Origin of the sequence: Solibacillus sp. FSL H8-0523 (genome assembly GCF_038051985.1) — a bacterium.
Classification (GTDB): Bacteria; Bacillota; Bacilli; order Bacillales_A; family Planococcaceae; genus Solibacillus.
Genome location: NZ_CP150291.1, coordinates 3298177 through 3312532 on the forward strand (window position 1 = coordinate 3298177; position 14356 = coordinate 3312532).

Below are 14356 nucleotides of genomic sequence, written 5' to 3' on the forward strand. Positions count from 1 at the left end.
TGAGCCTCAAGCTTTGTAGGGCCCGACTAGAAAGTAACGCTTAACCACGCATCTCAAGGCGGGACCTAAAGATGCGAGGGGCTGGCGCTTTAGCCTAGACACCGAAAAAGAAAAAACGAGATGCAGGGCCCTACATCTCGTTTTACAGTATCTAATTAAACGACGAATTTTTCAGCTTCGATTAATTTTGCTGAAGCTTCGCGTTTTTTCGGAATTAAATTGTATGGGTTGTTACGAGTTAATTTACGTAATGCTGAAAGAATCATACGTGCATCATCGCCTTCTACTGATGCGATTAATGTTTCTTTTGCTTCTTTTTCGATCTCTGCAAATGCTTCTTGGCAGAAAATTTGTGTGTAAAGAATTTTTTGCGCTGCTTTTTCTTCACCATCACGCGCGATTGCTTTTTGCGTACGGATGACAGCTGATTCCATTGCGTATAGTTGGTTTGCAATGTTTGCGATGTTTACAAGGATTTCTTGCTCTGCATCTAATTTCGCACCGAAGCGTTGTGCTGCTGCACCTGCTACAAGTACCGCGATTTTCTTCGCGTTCTTCACTAAATACTTCTCTTGCTCTAATGCTCCTGTACCGATTTCTTCAGGCATTAACATTAATAGCTCGTTTTGTAACTCTTGTGCCACTTGTAATAGTGGTAACTCACCTTTTAACGCTTTTTTCATGAATGTGCCTGGCACGATCATACGGTTAATTTCGTTTGTTCCTTCGAAAATACGGTTAATACGAGAGTCGCGGTAAATACGCTCTACTTCGTACTCAGCCATAAAGCCGTAACCACCGTGTAATTGCACAGCTTCGTCAGCAACGTAATCTAATGTTTCAGAGCCGAATACTTTCGCGATTGAGCACTCGATTGCGTATTCTGCGATGGCACCAGCGATTGCCTTACCGTCTTTTTGTTCTGCTTCAGATAACTGGTTTAAGCGGTCCTCGAAGTAACCAACTGTACGATAGTTTAATGACTCAGACGCATAAATATGAGACGCCATTGTCGCGATTTTCTCTTTTGTTAAGTTGAAGTCTGATAGCTTCGTTTTGAATTGTTGACGTTGGTTTGTGTAAGCTACCGCCAGCTCAAATGCACGCTTCGAAGCCCCTACCGTACCCACACCTAATTTATAACGACCGATATTTAAGATGTTGAACGCAATCACGTGACCACGGCCAATTTCACCTAATACGTTTTCTACTGGTACTTGTGCATCTTCTAAGATTAATGTACGTGTAGAAGATGATTTAATACCCATTTTCTTCTCTTCTGGACCTACAGAAACGCCTGGGAATGAACGCTCAACGATGAAGCCTGTGAAGTGCTCGCCATCAATTTTCGCGTAAACTACGAATACATCTGCAAAGCCTGCGTTTGTAATCCATTGTTTTTCACCATTTAAGACGTAATGTGTGCCCGCTTCGTTTAACTTCGCTGTTGTTTTCGCGCCCAGTGCATCTGAACCTGAACCTGGCTCTGTTAATGCATAAGCTGCAATTAATTCACCTGAAGCTAACTTCGGTAAGTATTGTGTTTTTTGCTCATGGTTACCGAATAATACGATTGGTAAAGAACCAATTCCTACATGTGCACCGTGTGTGATTGAGAAGCCGCCAGCTGGTGACATTTTTTCAGCGATTAATGCTGAAGAAATTTTGTCTAAGCCAAGACCTTCGTATTCTTCTGGTACGTCAGCTGCTAATAAACCTAGTTCACCCGCTTTTTTAAGTAAGCGTACAGAATGCTCGAATTCATGGTGCTCTAAGTTCTCGATTACTGGTACAACTTCTGTTTGCACATAATCTTGTGTCGATTGTGCAATCATTTTTTGCTCATCTGTGAAATCCTCTGGCGTAAATACGCGATCGATTTCTACGTCCTCGATTAAGAAGCCGCCGCCTTTAATGATGTTTGTTGTTTGTTCCATTATGAATTCCTCCCTAGTTTCCCTTTGTGATTAACCCTTTTATTGATTCACTTACAGTACTTCAAACACGCCTGCTGCGCCCATACCGCCGCCGATACACATTGTTACGACACCGTATTTACCGCCACGACGTTTTAATTCGTTAATTAGCTTGATTGATAGAATGGCACCTGTAGCCCCTAGTGGATGCCCTAATGCAATCGCGCCGCCGTTTACGTTTACTTTGTCCATATCAATGCCTAGCTCACGTACAACTTGAATGGATTGTGAAGCAAACGCTTCGTTAATTTCCCATAAATCCACTTGGTCTTGTGTAATGCCTGCGATTTCTAACGCTTTTGGTACGGCAACGATTGGACCGATTCCCATTACTTCTGGTGGTACGCCGCCTACTGCAAAACCTAAGAATTTTGCAAGTGGCTTCATGCCCAGCTTTTCTGCCTCTTCACGGTCCATCACAAGTACTGCTGCTGCACCGTCTGACGTTTGTGAAGCATTCCCGGCTGTTACTGAACCCTTTACGTTGAATGCTGGGCGTAATTTCGCTAAACCTTCAACCGATGTTCCTGGACGAACGCCTTCATCTGTATCAAAAATTTTCTTCTTTTCTTTTAATTGATTGTTTTCATCTACATAATATTCGATGACTTCTACTGGTACGATTTCATCTTTGAATTTGCCTTCTTTAGTTGCTTTTTCAGCTAATTCATGTGAACGTACCGCGAATGCATCTTGATCTTCACGGCTGACGTTGTAGCGATTTGCTACTTCTTCCGCTGTGTGACCCATACCGATGTAGTACTGTGGTGCTTCTTCCGCTAATTTCGGATTTAAGCGCACCGTGTTTCCTGTCATCGGAATCATACTCATTGATTCTGTCCCGCCTGCTACGATTGCTTTCGCATGACCAAGCATAATGCGCTCAGCAGCATAAGCAATTGTTTGTAAGCCTGAAGAACAAAAGCGGTTTACTGTTAAAGCAGGTGTTGTATCTGGAAGGCCTGCTAACGCACCAACTAAGCGGGCAACGTTCATACCTTGCTCTGCTTCTGGCATTGCACAACCCATAATTAAATCATCAACTGGACCTTCATAGCCCGCACGTTTTAACGTTTCTTTTACTACTACTGCACCAAAGTCATCTGGACGAGTGTTCGCAAGTGTTCCTTTTTTTGCTCGACCAATTGGTGTTCGTGCACCTGCAACGATAACGGCTTCACGCATAATGATGTTTCCCCCTTGTAATGGGCTAGCAAGTGTTTCTTGCTAGCAAAGTATTTTCATGAACGCTTCATTAGTTACGTAACGGCTTTCCTTTTACAAGCATGTGCTGCATACGCATTTGTGATTTTTGGTCTGCAACAAGCTCTAGGAAGGCTTGTTTTTCTAAGTTTAATAAGTACTCTTCAGACACTTCTGTTCCGTATGGTACTTTACCGCCTGCGATGACGTACGCAAGCTTTTTCGCGATTTTTAAGTCATGCTCAGAAATGTAACCTGAGTCAAACATGCCTTGTGCGCCAAGTAGTAATGTCGCATAACCTGGTGCGCCGACTACTTTTACTTTACCTTTTACCGGTGCTGTATAGCCTGCGTTCGCAAGTGATAATGCCGCTTGTTTTGCGTCATAAATTAGGTGATCTGGGTTTACAGAGATCCCGTCTGCGAAGTTTAAGAAGTTGTTTTCACGCGCTTCTTCACCTGATGTTGAAACTTTTGCCATCGCAACCGTTTCAAACACTTTGTTGGCAATATTTTGATAGTCGATTTCTACGCCATTCGGTAAGCCTTTAATGAACTTTTGGTAAAGTCCTAAGTTACCTGCACCACCTGGGATTAAGCCAACACCTACTTCAACAAGCCCCATATACGTCTCCGCAGATGCTTGGATGTGTGCAGCTGGTAAACATACTTCTGCACCTCCACCTAAAGCCATTTGGAATGGTGCTGCCACAACTGGTTTTGTTGAATACTTAATACGACGCATCGCTTGTTGGAATGACTTAATGACGAAATCAAGCTCGAAAATATTATCGTCTTGTGCTTCCATTAAAATCATCGCCAGGTTTGCACCTACGCAGAAATTCTTGCCTTGGTTACCAATAACAAGCCCTTTGTAGTTTTTCTCTACTTCATCAACTGCAAAGTTAATCATTTGTATGATATCTAAGCCGATTGCATTAGATTTTGAGTGGAATTCAAGAAGTGCAATGCCGTCACCTAAATCGATTAGGCTTGCCCCTGAATTTGACTTAATGACACCATGTTTTTTCTTGTAGCGTTTTAAGTCGATCGCTTTTTCGTTCACTGGTACTTTTACGTACTCCGTGCCGTTGTAGTAAGTTAAGTCGCCGTCGATTTCAGAGTAGAACGTTGTCAGCCCTTTTTCTAAAAGTGCTGTTACAAATGCAGGAATTTCGCGGCCTTCCTCTTTCATTTTAGCAACTGATTTTTCTACGCCGATTGCATCCCACATTTCGAATGGACCTTGTGCCCAACCGAAGCCCCATTTCATCGCGTTGTCGATTGCTAAAATGTCGTCTGCGATTTCACCTGTAAGCTGTGCCGAGTAGATTAATGTTGGTGCGAATGAGTTCCATAATAATTCGCCGACACGATCTTTTGCGTAAATTAACGTTTTTAATTTACCGCCTGGACCTCTTGCTTGCTTGGCCATTTCAAGTGATGGTGCTGCTAGTTTTTTAACTGGTTCATATTCAAATGTTGATAGGTTCAGCTCTAAAATCGCTTTGCCTTCTTTTTTAAAGAAGCCTTGGCCTGATTTTGCGCCTAACCAACCGTTTGTAATCATTTTGTTTAAGATTGGTGATTCATCAAATACTTCTTTTTCCTCGCCTGTTGCATGGTCATAGACATTCTTCGCAACATGTGCGAATGTATCAAGTCCGACAACATCTAGTGTACGGAATGTCGCTGATTTCGGGCGACCGATAATTGGACCTGTTACCGAATCTACCTCACCTACTGAGTAGTTGCGGGCGATCATTTCGTTCATTGTGACGATTAAACCATACGTACCAATGCGGTTTGCAATGAAGTTTGGTGTATCCTTGGCGATTACTACCCCTTTACCAAGCACGTCTTCACCGAATTCTTGCATAAACGCTACCACTTCTGGCTTTGTTGTGTTTGATGGAATGACTTCTAGTAATTTTAAATAGCGTGGCGGGTTGAAGAAGTGTGTGCCAAGGAAATGTGCTTGGAAATCTTCCGAGCGCCCTTCTGCCATCGCGTTAATGCTTACCCCTGAAGTATTCGATGATACGATTGAGCCTGGTTTACGAACTGCATCAATCTTTTCGAATAACCCTTTTTTAATGTCTAATTTTTCTACGATAACTTCGATGATCCAATCAACATCTTTTAACTTGTCTAAATCATCTTCGAAGTTACCTGGTGTAATTAATGCTAGATTTTTTTTCGCTGAAAGTGGTGCTGGCTTCTGCTTTAATAGCTTTTGCACGGCCGAATTAACAAAACGATTTTTTACCGCCTTTGCATCAAGTGTTAAACCTTTTGCCTCTTCTTCTTTTGTAAGCTCGTTCGGTGCGATATCTAATAATAATGTAGGAATACCGATATTTGCTAAATGTGCTGCAATACCTGAACCCATAACCCCTGAACCTAAAACCGCTACTTTTTGAATTTTGTAAGACACGAGCACTTCCCCCTTCTCCCTTGAATGAACAGTCATTCATTTTGAAATGAAAAAAAAACTTCAAACAGCTTTTCTGTTCTTAGTGTAGATTATTTTGACAATTTACGCAATAATTTTCTCACAATTTATAACAAATAAATTATTCTTATATTTTAATTAAAATAGTTGTTCCATATATCAAGAGATTGTTTTAGTAATAAGTTTTGCAATTTTATTGGTAGGCTACGGCATGACAGCATTATGGCCACGCGGTACGTGTCCATACTACTGTCTTTAATGCCGCGTGTGAGGCCTGCCGATACAAAATATTACTCTCTTTACAAATTCAAGTGCGCAAAATCAAGTCGCTTGCGCTATCGCGAGGCGGCGGATGTTGAAAAATTTTTTCTTATTTCCTTTATCATACTTTTAATCATAATTTTTTACTTTTATCAAGTTATTCAATTAAGTTTAGTATTTCCTTAATTAAAACTAATCTTTTTAAAGGGAATATTATTTCAATTTAAGTGTTGAATAATTTTATCAAGAAGGCTCACTTTATACCAAAGTGGCGCGGAGCGAAGGCGGCAGACTCCTGCGGGAACAGCGCGTGCGGAAAATCCATTTTTTGTGCCGCCGTAAGAGGCACAAAAAATTAGTTGGAGCCGTGCCCGCGGAAAGCGTCCGCCGTAGCGTAGCAGAACGGAACCGCATTATAAGGATCATTTTATTTTTATTACTTTGTCATCCGTAACTTCGGAGATTAATAATAATAATAATATAGAAAGTTTAATTACTTTTCGTAATCGACTCGTTTCGTGTACAATGAGCTTAAAGGAGCGTGATACACATGCAAGAAATTACAACAATTGAACAATTTACAGAATTAACAGGGACAGACAAAGCGGTCATCGTTAAGTTCTTCGCTGGCTGGTGCCCAGATTGCACACGTATGGATATGTTCATCGATCCAATTATCGAAGAGTATAGCCAATATGACTGGTACTCTTTAAACCGTGATAACTTCCCAGATTTAGCTGAGAAGTATCAAGTAATGGGGATTCCTTCACTATTAATCTTCAAAAACGGTGAAAAATTAGCTCACTTACATAGCGCTAATGCAAAATCACCTGCACAAGTAGAAGAATTCTTAAACGCACAAGTTTAATCAAAAGGTAAAGCGCCCGTTTAGCCCCGAGAAACGTTGGAGGGGCTGGCGCTTTAACCTAGCCGTAATCGAGTAGGAGGGAGTGATTAACTCCCGACCTCTCACACCACCGTACGTACGGATCCGTATACGGCGGTTCAATTAAGATGAATAACGCAAAGTTTCGTAACGAACTTGCAGACTTTTCAGCCCTTGGCTTTCCCAATAGGAATTGCCGAGGGTTCTGTGTAATATGGGGCTATTTGAAATGCGCCAGTACCCTTTTCGGGTATTTCCCCACTCGTATGCTTTCCCGTAAGGTACTTTTAGACGAATGAGATTTCTGACTCTTGTTCGGGGGTTCTTCCAATTCTTCCACAAACACATACGTAATCTTCGTTTAATCCAGCCATCTAATGCTTTAAATATGGAGTACGTATCCGCTAGAGCGAAGTAGCCACACCAACCTATCAGATATTGATTCAACTTTTCGATTCTGTATTCGATGGAATAAGGCATCTTTCTTGAGGTAATTTCTCGTATTTTCTTCTTCATTCGTATGAGGCTTGATTTCGCAATGCGAACTTTCGGTTCTTTATGATGTGTAAAACTGAAGCCTAGGAATTTACGGTTCCACGGACGGTCTACCGCTGATTTCTTTTCATTTACTTTCAGGCGAAGTTTTCCTTCGATAAATCGCTGTACACTTGCCATTACCCGTATTCCTGCACGCTCTGTTTTCACATAAATATTACAGTCATCTGCGTATCGAACGAATTTATGTCCACGTTTCTCTAATTCTTTATCGAGTTCGTCTAAGACGATATTAGAAAGTAAAGGACTTAAAGGACCACCTTGAGGTGTCCCTTCTTCTGTACTTGAAACTACTCCATTTATCATGACACCCGCTTGGAGGTATTTACGAATCAGTATTAATAATGGTTTATCTGAAATTCGTTTTGCTAATGTTGCCATTAGACGGTCATGGTTGACCTTATCAAAGAATTTCTCCAAATCCATATCAATCACCCATCGATAGCCCTCTTTTAAATAGCCTTTCGCTTTTCTGACCGCATCATGAGCGCTTCGATTTGGACGAAAGCCATAACTGTGGTCTGAAAATGTTGGGTCATATTCTTTTGATAAAATCTGCGAGATGGCTTGTTGAATCAAACGGTCTGTCACGGTTGGTATTCCTAATAAGCGCACACCGCCATCTGGTTTCGGGATTTCGACACGACGGACTGGCTGCGGTTCATAGGTACCATCTAAAATCTGCGATTTAATCGTATGCCAATTTTCGAGGATGTGCTGTCGTACGGTTTGTACGGGCATCATGTCTACTCCGTGGCTTCCTTTATTCGCTTCTACTCGCTTTAATGCTTGTATCATGTTTTGTCGCTCCAAAATTTGATTCAACATCACCATTTCGTTCCTTTCCGTGAATAGCTGTTCTTCTTTTACCCAACTGGACTACACCCTCCGCAAATACCCTCGTGGAATTCACCACTACTTTCTAAGCGTGAGGTTTCTACTGTTTTCTGTGTTCGTTCATCCTAATTGGAAAGCCAAGGGCTATTCTCTCCTAATTGTTCAGTCCTTCCAAGTAATTCTAGACTTACTTGTACTATGACCTCTGCTGACTTCTGACAGTTCAGCTACTTGTCACCAAGTAGGTTATGAAGGGTACTTCACATTACTGTCAGACCTCCCCGGGTAAGCGCATGCACTTTCACACCATCTATCCGCCTCATTTACTTGATATGACCTTCGACAGAAGGGACTTTATCTTGTCTTGCAGATTCATCCAATCATACCTAGCCTTCTATGAGATTCGTGTTCCTCGGACCGGTGTTTTGCCGCCAGCTTCCTTCAGATTCCGCGTCGCCACGGACACCCTTGCTTTTGGCTAACCTCTACTTCTGTCTTCGGGGTTCGGGACTTGCACCCTATAGTTCATGCGCATGCCGGGCGCACAAGCAAAAACGAAGCCCACAAATGTGAGCTTCGTTTTTTTAATGCGCTTGAATCGGAACAATTGCAGTTGGCTCGAAATCGAATTTAACGACTTCATCTGTGTGGTTGCCGTGTACTTGGTATAATTTTTGATAGCTTGGCATTAATACATAGATATGATGATTCGCTTCAAATAATACCGGTGCCTCTTCATCTAAGCTAAATGGATTGAATGCCGAAATTGTTAAGCTGATTTTTGCTGTTTTTAAATCAACCGCATATAGATTGCCGTCTTCTGCTAATACATAGGCAGTATCATCCTCTGTTACAAGTATCGCTGATTTATAAGCACTTGGTAGCTCCACTAATTTTAGTTCGCCTGTTTTGCTGTTGATGACACCAACTTTTGTTTGCGCTTCATTTCCTACAGAATAATTCGTGAAGAAATAATCACTGCCGCCTACATGCTTCACTGTCCCGACACGTGCACCTTCATCTGGTAAGACAATATCTGTCACTTTGTTTGTAGCGACATCATAGACAACGACTTTGCTCATACAGCCAAATGCTAATTTTTCTGCGTCGCCTTTACCGCCATAAGCTGTACCATGTAGACCGGCGCAGCTATCTGTAATAACAGCTTGCTCGATGCCGTCTTTATCAACGATTTTCACACCTGTTGGCAATGCATCGCCTTCTTTTTCAACAAATGTTGTTGCTAAGAAGCCATTCGATAATGGTACGGATGCACCGTGATGTGCGATGCCTTTGTATGTGTAATCCGGTTTTAAGTTATCTGTTGCAAGTAAAGCGTTCGTATAAACATCTACTTCACCGTTGCCATCATTAAAGATTGCCGTACGTCCTGCATGACTAATCATATGTGCTGGTTTATCAGCCGCGCGTTCTGTTTTTGCAATTGCTGGTTCCTCAGTGTAAGGATGTGCATGATCCCCATGGTCTTCTACATAAAGACCTGAATCAATTAATGTATACGAATCTTTATTTGCAGCATCGCGCGCAAATACGTAGCGTCCATCATCGGTTACGTTAAACGCATGCTGACCAATTGCAAAATCTTTAATTTCTGCGTACTTGTCATCTAACACCTTCACACCATCCGCTGTACTGACAACAAAGCGTAAGTTTGATGCTTCCTCATGCTCGTGCTCATCATGGTGTTCTGTTTCTTTATTATGTCCCGCTTCGTCTTTATGTACATGTGCCGTTACTTGCTCGGCTGTTTTTTCCTCTTTTACTTCATCTGTATTACATGCTGCTAAACTTAATGTTAATACTGATAATAGTGCAATACTTTTCCAATTTGATAATTTCAATTCCTTCACCTCTAAATAGTAATGTTTACGTTTTATAATGTAACGCGCCAAAAATCGCTTGTCAATATAAATCGTAACAGTTACGTTTTGAATGCTATATTTGTATTCACTAGCTTTCCATATTACAATGGTCTAGCCAATTTGTTAGACGAAAGGAATTACAATGACTTCAGATCAACGAAAAAAACTAGCGCTTCTTATGCTCAATATGTTTATTGCAGTTGGAAGCTTTGGGATTATCATTCCGATTATTCCCGCTTATTTAAAAGAATTAGGCCAAGGCGGAACCGCTGCCGGGCTGATTATTGCGATTTTTGCATTCGCTCAATTTTTAGTATCACCGATTGGCGGGAAGTGGACCGACAAATATGGTCGCCGTCCGCTTATTAATATCGGGCTACTCACATTAGCAATCTCAATGTTTATCTTTTACTTTGCAGATTCTATTGCGTTACTCTATGTATCACGCGCGATTGGTGGGATTGGCTGTGCCTTTTTAATTCCAGCGATTTATGCATATGTAGCGGATATTACGACAATGGATCAACGTGCAAAGGGTAACAGCTTTATTTCTGCTGCGATGTCATTAGGGATTGTAATTGGCCCTGGTATTGGTGGATTTTTAGCAGATTTCGGTTTAAAAATGCCGCTACTTGTGTCAGCGATTGTTGGACTTTTAGCGTTTGTGGTATCATTTTTCACATTAAAGGAAAGCCAGTTAGAGAAAATGGATATGTCGCAGCAACCAGATTCTTCGATGGTGAAAGACATTATCCTTTCGGTAAAAAAACCGTTCTTCATCCCACTTATCATTACACTCATTATGAGCTTCGGGTTAATGGCCTATGAAACCGTACTCGGCCTTTATGTAGACGATCAATTCGGTGCGACACCGCAGGAAATTGCGTTTATGGTTACTGCAACAGGCTTAGTTGGTGTCATTATGCAGCTGTTTGTTGTGGATTGGATTGTAAAAGCGATGGGCGAATTAAATGTGTTACGTTTATTTTTAATGGTAACCGCATTTGGTTTCCTTCTATCGATTATCGCCAACAGCTACAATATATTCTTTGCGATTTCGCTATTAATTTTCTTAGCGACATCGATTTTACGCCCAGTATTAACCACACTGATTTCAAAGCTAGCTGGTAATGAACAAGGCTTTGCGATGGGGATGAATAATGCCTATATGAGTATCGGAAATATTTTAGGACCGCTACTCGCCGGAGCATTATATGATATTCGAATTTTGTATCCATTCATTGCTGGGCTTATTATATTAATAGGAACAACTATTTTCACATTTATGTGGAAAGGTACGAAAACACAAAAAGCGATATAAGGAGGATTTATATGAAAGTAATTATTTTTGGGGCAACAGGTGGCGTTGGTCAACACGTTGTCGAAATGGCAAAAAACGCAGGGCATGAGGTAACAGCATTTGTCCGCACACCTGAAAAATTAAAAACAACAGGCGTAAACGTGATTCAAGGGGATGCATTTAACGCTGAGCAAGTTGCCGCAGCAATTCCTGGACACGATGCAGTCATTTCTTGTGTTGGTTCTAGCACAGGTGTAAAAAAATCAAACGAACTTGAAACAATGGGCAAAAACATTGCAGACGGTATGGAACAAGCGGGCGTGAAACGTTTAGTATACTGTGCATCTGCTGGTGTTGACCGTGAAATCCCAGGCATTATGGGCAAGATGATGATGAAAATGCTTGCGAATCCATTAGCCGATCACCGTGCTGCCTTAAACTACTACAAATCAAAGGGCGTTACATTTACAATCGCGCGTCCAATGGGCTTAAAAGATGAGCCACTTAAAATAGATTACAAAGAATCATTTGATAGCGTGCCAAAAGGGTCTAGCTCGATTCCACGTGCAAGCGTTGCACACTTTATGGTTAAAGCATTAGATGATGCGAAATATGAAAATGCATCAGTTGGTTTATGCGGCTAACAAAGACGAACCCTATCTCTACGTTGAGATAGGGTTCATCTTTTATTTATTGTCGATTTCTTCAAGTCGCTGCAAAAGTTGTCGGAACTCATCGGCTAATGCATTTGGAATACGGAACATCGAATACATGTCATCTAATGGATACGGATTTCGTATAATGCTCTCACCTTCTCGTAGCCATAAATCAAACGTGACTTTTTTGCCGTTATTGTACTCAATTTCAATTTTTAAATCGGTATTTTCTAGTGTAATCAACTCTTTATTAGGTGTTGCTTCTGTAAACAATTCATTAACACGCGGTAAATCTTCCTCGAGCACATAGGCATTCATACCACTACCACCTTGCTCATACAGCCTTAAACTTCGAACGTCATCTTCTAGTACATCTTGTCGCATTTCTTTCAGTTCTTCAAATGCAATCGGCACCGTATATTCAATTCCCTTTTCATCCTGCAAGATACGCGGTGCGGTGCGCGTTAATGTCCAACTAAAGCCGTTATCGCCTGTAATGAAATACTGATCATCCTTTGTTTCAATTTGAATATTCGTATATGTTTTTTCAACGACGTCCATCGCGGCATTTTCACGCTCACGTGTATGAAGCATGCCATCATTAAAAATATAAATATATTGGTCCTTATAGCGGTTTTGTAGCCATAAATCTTTGAAATGCTCTGGCTTCGCTTCAAGCATATCCACTTTACTACTATTCATTAACAACTCTTTTGCCGTAAATTGATAATATGACGAAAGTTGCTTGTCATCTTCTTGATAAATGACTAATAAGTTTGCACCAACCGCTTCTGTACGATATAACAACGGCGAATTATACAGCTCTACTTGCTCAAAAATATTCGCATAGTGCAGTTGACCATTTTCAATAATAATCGACTTTGGTTCATGACCACCTAGTAATACAACATGTTCTTCGATAAAGTCAGTCTTATACATTGTTACACCTGGATATTTAAGTTGCCCAGAAACGATTTGATAGTCTGCTCCTTCGTTTCGATAAATAAATACCATGTTCATCGTTTCACTATCAATGAAGTAAAAGCGTCCATCTCCTCCATCATGAAAGTATGTTGTTCCTGTACTAGCAATACCTAAATCCAACATCTGACCATTAGGCGTTTCCAATACACGTCGTACCCCTTCTGCCTGTTGAATTTGATACAATGTGTGACCACTCAATGTTTGCATCATCGCATTTTTGACATTTACCTTCTCATTTTTAATGATTGGTGCTAATGGAGCATCTCGGTAAGTAAATGCGAACTCTTTTGGCAACTCTACATTGTCTACATAATATTTCATAGTTTGTCGTGCGTCGACTTCAACTTTGTTTGTTTGCTTATTGATAACAAGTGTATCAATTAGCTCTTCACCATCTGGACGCGGTAGCCTTAATAATACTGTTGTCGAATACGTTTCATCAATTGTACGAAGCACTTGAAGCGGACCAGCTAAATCAAAGCTGCTATAGCGAAAAAATGCTTCCTCCGCATTCGTTATCGCGATTTTCTTTAAAGTTTTTTCATCTTGCTGTGCAATTGCTGCATAATATTGCCCTATTAATTGCTCTTCACTATCTGTTAAATAGGCCTCATTAATTTCTACCGCTTGCTTTGTTTCCTGCGGTGTAAAATAAAGCACCGCGCCAATTAGTAGCATCAATATAGCAACGAGTGCTGGCTGGAAAAATGGTACCTGTTTTTTACGTTTCTTTTTCCCGTCCATTACTTTTTGTACAAACGCCTCGTTCATCAGTGGCTCATTACCAATCGTTTCATCAATAGCTTTTTTCACTTGAGAACTCGTCATCCCACGCACCTCCTTCCAACGTTTGCTTTAACTTTTCGCGTCCGCGCCTTAGTCTTGTTTTCACCGTATTGTCTGAACACGATAGCATCTCGGCAATTTCATCAATTTTTAGCTCTTTGTAATAATAGAGAATAATGACTTCCCGGTATTTCACGGGCAAGTTGAGCACCGCCTCACCTAAAGTACGATTTTCCGATAGCACCAGTACTTCCTGCTCGGCTGACTTTGTTCCTTTAATCAATTTTTGAAATTTTTCAGTTAAAATGGTATTTTTATAGCTCCAGCTGCGTAAATAATCAGTACTCCGATTAATGGTCATACGATATAAATAGGTGCGATAGCTGGCTTCACCGCGAAATTGGTCGTGCTGCTCAAATGCCTTCAGTAACACATCCTGTACGATATCCTCTGCTGCCTCTTTGTTTTTCACATATGTATACGCAAGGCGCAGTAGCTCTTCACCATGTGTTTTTATAAATTGCTCTAGCTGCATCATGTCACCACCTTTTAAATTTAATTTACCGTTAGACGG

General features: G+C 41.0%; 10 protein-coding genes. 3 read left to right on the forward strand and 7 right to left on the reverse strand.

What is annotated here, in order from left to right; genetic code table 11:
• Window positions 1–155: 155 nt before the first annotated feature.
• The 3 genes from NSQ62_RS16590 to NSQ62_RS16600 all read right to left on the reverse strand — a co-directional run bounded on the left by NSQ62_RS16590 (window position 156) and on the right by NSQ62_RS16600 (window position 5616).
• Entirely contained in the window at window positions 156–1937 is a 1782-nt protein-coding gene (locus NSQ62_RS16590) for an acyl-CoA dehydrogenase family protein (RefSeq protein ID WP_341321200.1), read from the reverse strand.
• 51 nt (window positions 1938–1988) lie between these two features.
• Window positions 1989–3161 (reverse strand): acetyl-CoA C-acetyltransferase, encoded by a 1173-nt coding sequence (locus tag NSQ62_RS16595; RefSeq protein ID WP_341321201.1) that lies wholly within the window; start codon window positions 3159–3161, stop codon window positions 1989–1991.
• A gap of 70 nt (window positions 3162–3231) precedes the next feature.
• Window positions 3232–5616 (reverse strand): 3-hydroxyacyl-CoA dehydrogenase/enoyl-CoA hydratase family protein, encoded by a 2385-nt coding sequence (locus NSQ62_RS16600; protein WP_341321202.1) that lies wholly within the window; start codon window positions 5614–5616, stop codon window positions 3232–3234.
• 829 nt (window positions 5617–6445) lie between these two features.
• On the opposite strand from NSQ62_RS16600, the gene NSQ62_RS16605 reads away from it, so the two are divergent.
• Complete coding sequence (locus tag NSQ62_RS16605; RefSeq protein WP_341321203.1) at window positions 6446–6763, forward strand: thioredoxin family protein; 318 nt, start codon at window positions 6446–6448, stop codon at window positions 6761–6763.
• 141 nt (window positions 6764–6904) lie between these two features.
• Here the strand turns inward: NSQ62_RS16605 and ltrA are convergent, their stop codons facing one another.
• On the reverse strand, window positions 6905–8167 hold the full coding sequence (gene ltrA, locus NSQ62_RS16610) for a group II intron reverse transcriptase/maturase (RefSeq protein ID WP_341323894.1): 1263 nt from the start codon (window positions 8165–8167) through the stop codon (window positions 6905–6907).
• Window positions 8168–8757: 590 nt separating this feature from the next.
• Entirely contained in the window at window positions 8758–10035 is a 1278-nt protein-coding gene (locus tag NSQ62_RS16615; protein WP_341321204.1) for a PQQ-binding-like beta-propeller repeat protein, read from the reverse strand.
• Between the two features lie 163 nt (window positions 10036–10198).
• Between NSQ62_RS16615 and NSQ62_RS16620 the strand changes: the two genes are divergently transcribed.
• Window positions 10199–11377 carry an MFS transporter gene (locus NSQ62_RS16620; protein WP_341321205.1) on the forward strand — a complete coding sequence of 393 codons (1179 nt, stop codon included), beginning with the start codon at window positions 10199–10201 and terminating at the stop codon, window positions 11375–11377.
• Window positions 11378–11388: 11 nt separating this feature from the next.
• The gene (locus tag NSQ62_RS16625; protein WP_341321206.1) at window positions 11389–12000 is read left to right on the forward strand and encodes an NAD(P)-binding oxidoreductase; all 612 of its coding nucleotides are present in this window, start codon (window positions 11389–11391) and stop codon (window positions 11998–12000) included.
• A 42-nt stretch (window positions 12001–12042) separates the two neighbouring features.
• Here the strand turns inward: NSQ62_RS16625 and NSQ62_RS16630 are convergent, their stop codons facing one another.
• Together NSQ62_RS16630 and NSQ62_RS16635 are read right to left on the reverse strand one after the other, a co-directional pair.
• Window positions 12043–13824, reverse strand: coding sequence for a hypothetical protein (locus NSQ62_RS16630; RefSeq protein ID WP_341321207.1), 1782 nt, complete (start codon window positions 13822–13824; stop codon window positions 12043–12045).
• Window positions 13793–14320 (reverse strand): sigma-70 family RNA polymerase sigma factor, encoded by a 528-nt coding sequence (locus NSQ62_RS16635; RefSeq protein WP_341321208.1) that lies wholly within the window; start codon window positions 14318–14320, stop codon window positions 13793–13795. The genes NSQ62_RS16630 and NSQ62_RS16635 overlap by 32 nt, the downstream gene beginning before the upstream one ends.
• Window positions 14321–14356 lie beyond the last annotated feature (36 nt).

Bases quoted from the DNA above. Each gene is read 5' to 3' on its own strand.
- NSQ62_RS16590 (WP_341321200.1), bottom strand. From the start codon at position 1,937: ATGGAACAAACAACAAACATCATTAAAGGCGGCGGCTTCTTAATCGAG.
- NSQ62_RS16595 (WP_341321201.1), bottom strand. From the start codon at position 3,161: ATGCGTGAAGCCGTTATCGTTGCAGGTGCACGAACACCAATTGGTCGA.
- NSQ62_RS16605 (WP_341321203.1), top strand. From the start codon at position 6,446: ATGCAAGAAATTACAACAATTGAACAATTTACAGAATTAACAGGGACA.
- NSQ62_RS16620 (WP_341321205.1), top strand. From the start codon at position 10,199: ATGACTTCAGATCAACGAAAAAAACTAGCGCTTCTTATGCTCAATATG.
- NSQ62_RS16625 (WP_341321206.1), top strand. From the start codon at position 11,389: ATGAAAGTAATTATTTTTGGGGCAACAGGTGGCGTTGGTCAACACGTT.
- NSQ62_RS16630 (WP_341321207.1), bottom strand. From the start codon at position 13,824: ATGACGAGTTCTCAAGTGAAAAAAGCTATTGATGAAACGATTGGTAAT.
- NSQ62_RS16635 (WP_341321208.1), bottom strand. From the start codon at position 14,320: ATGATGCAGCTAGAGCAATTTATAAAAACACATGGTGAAGAGCTACTG.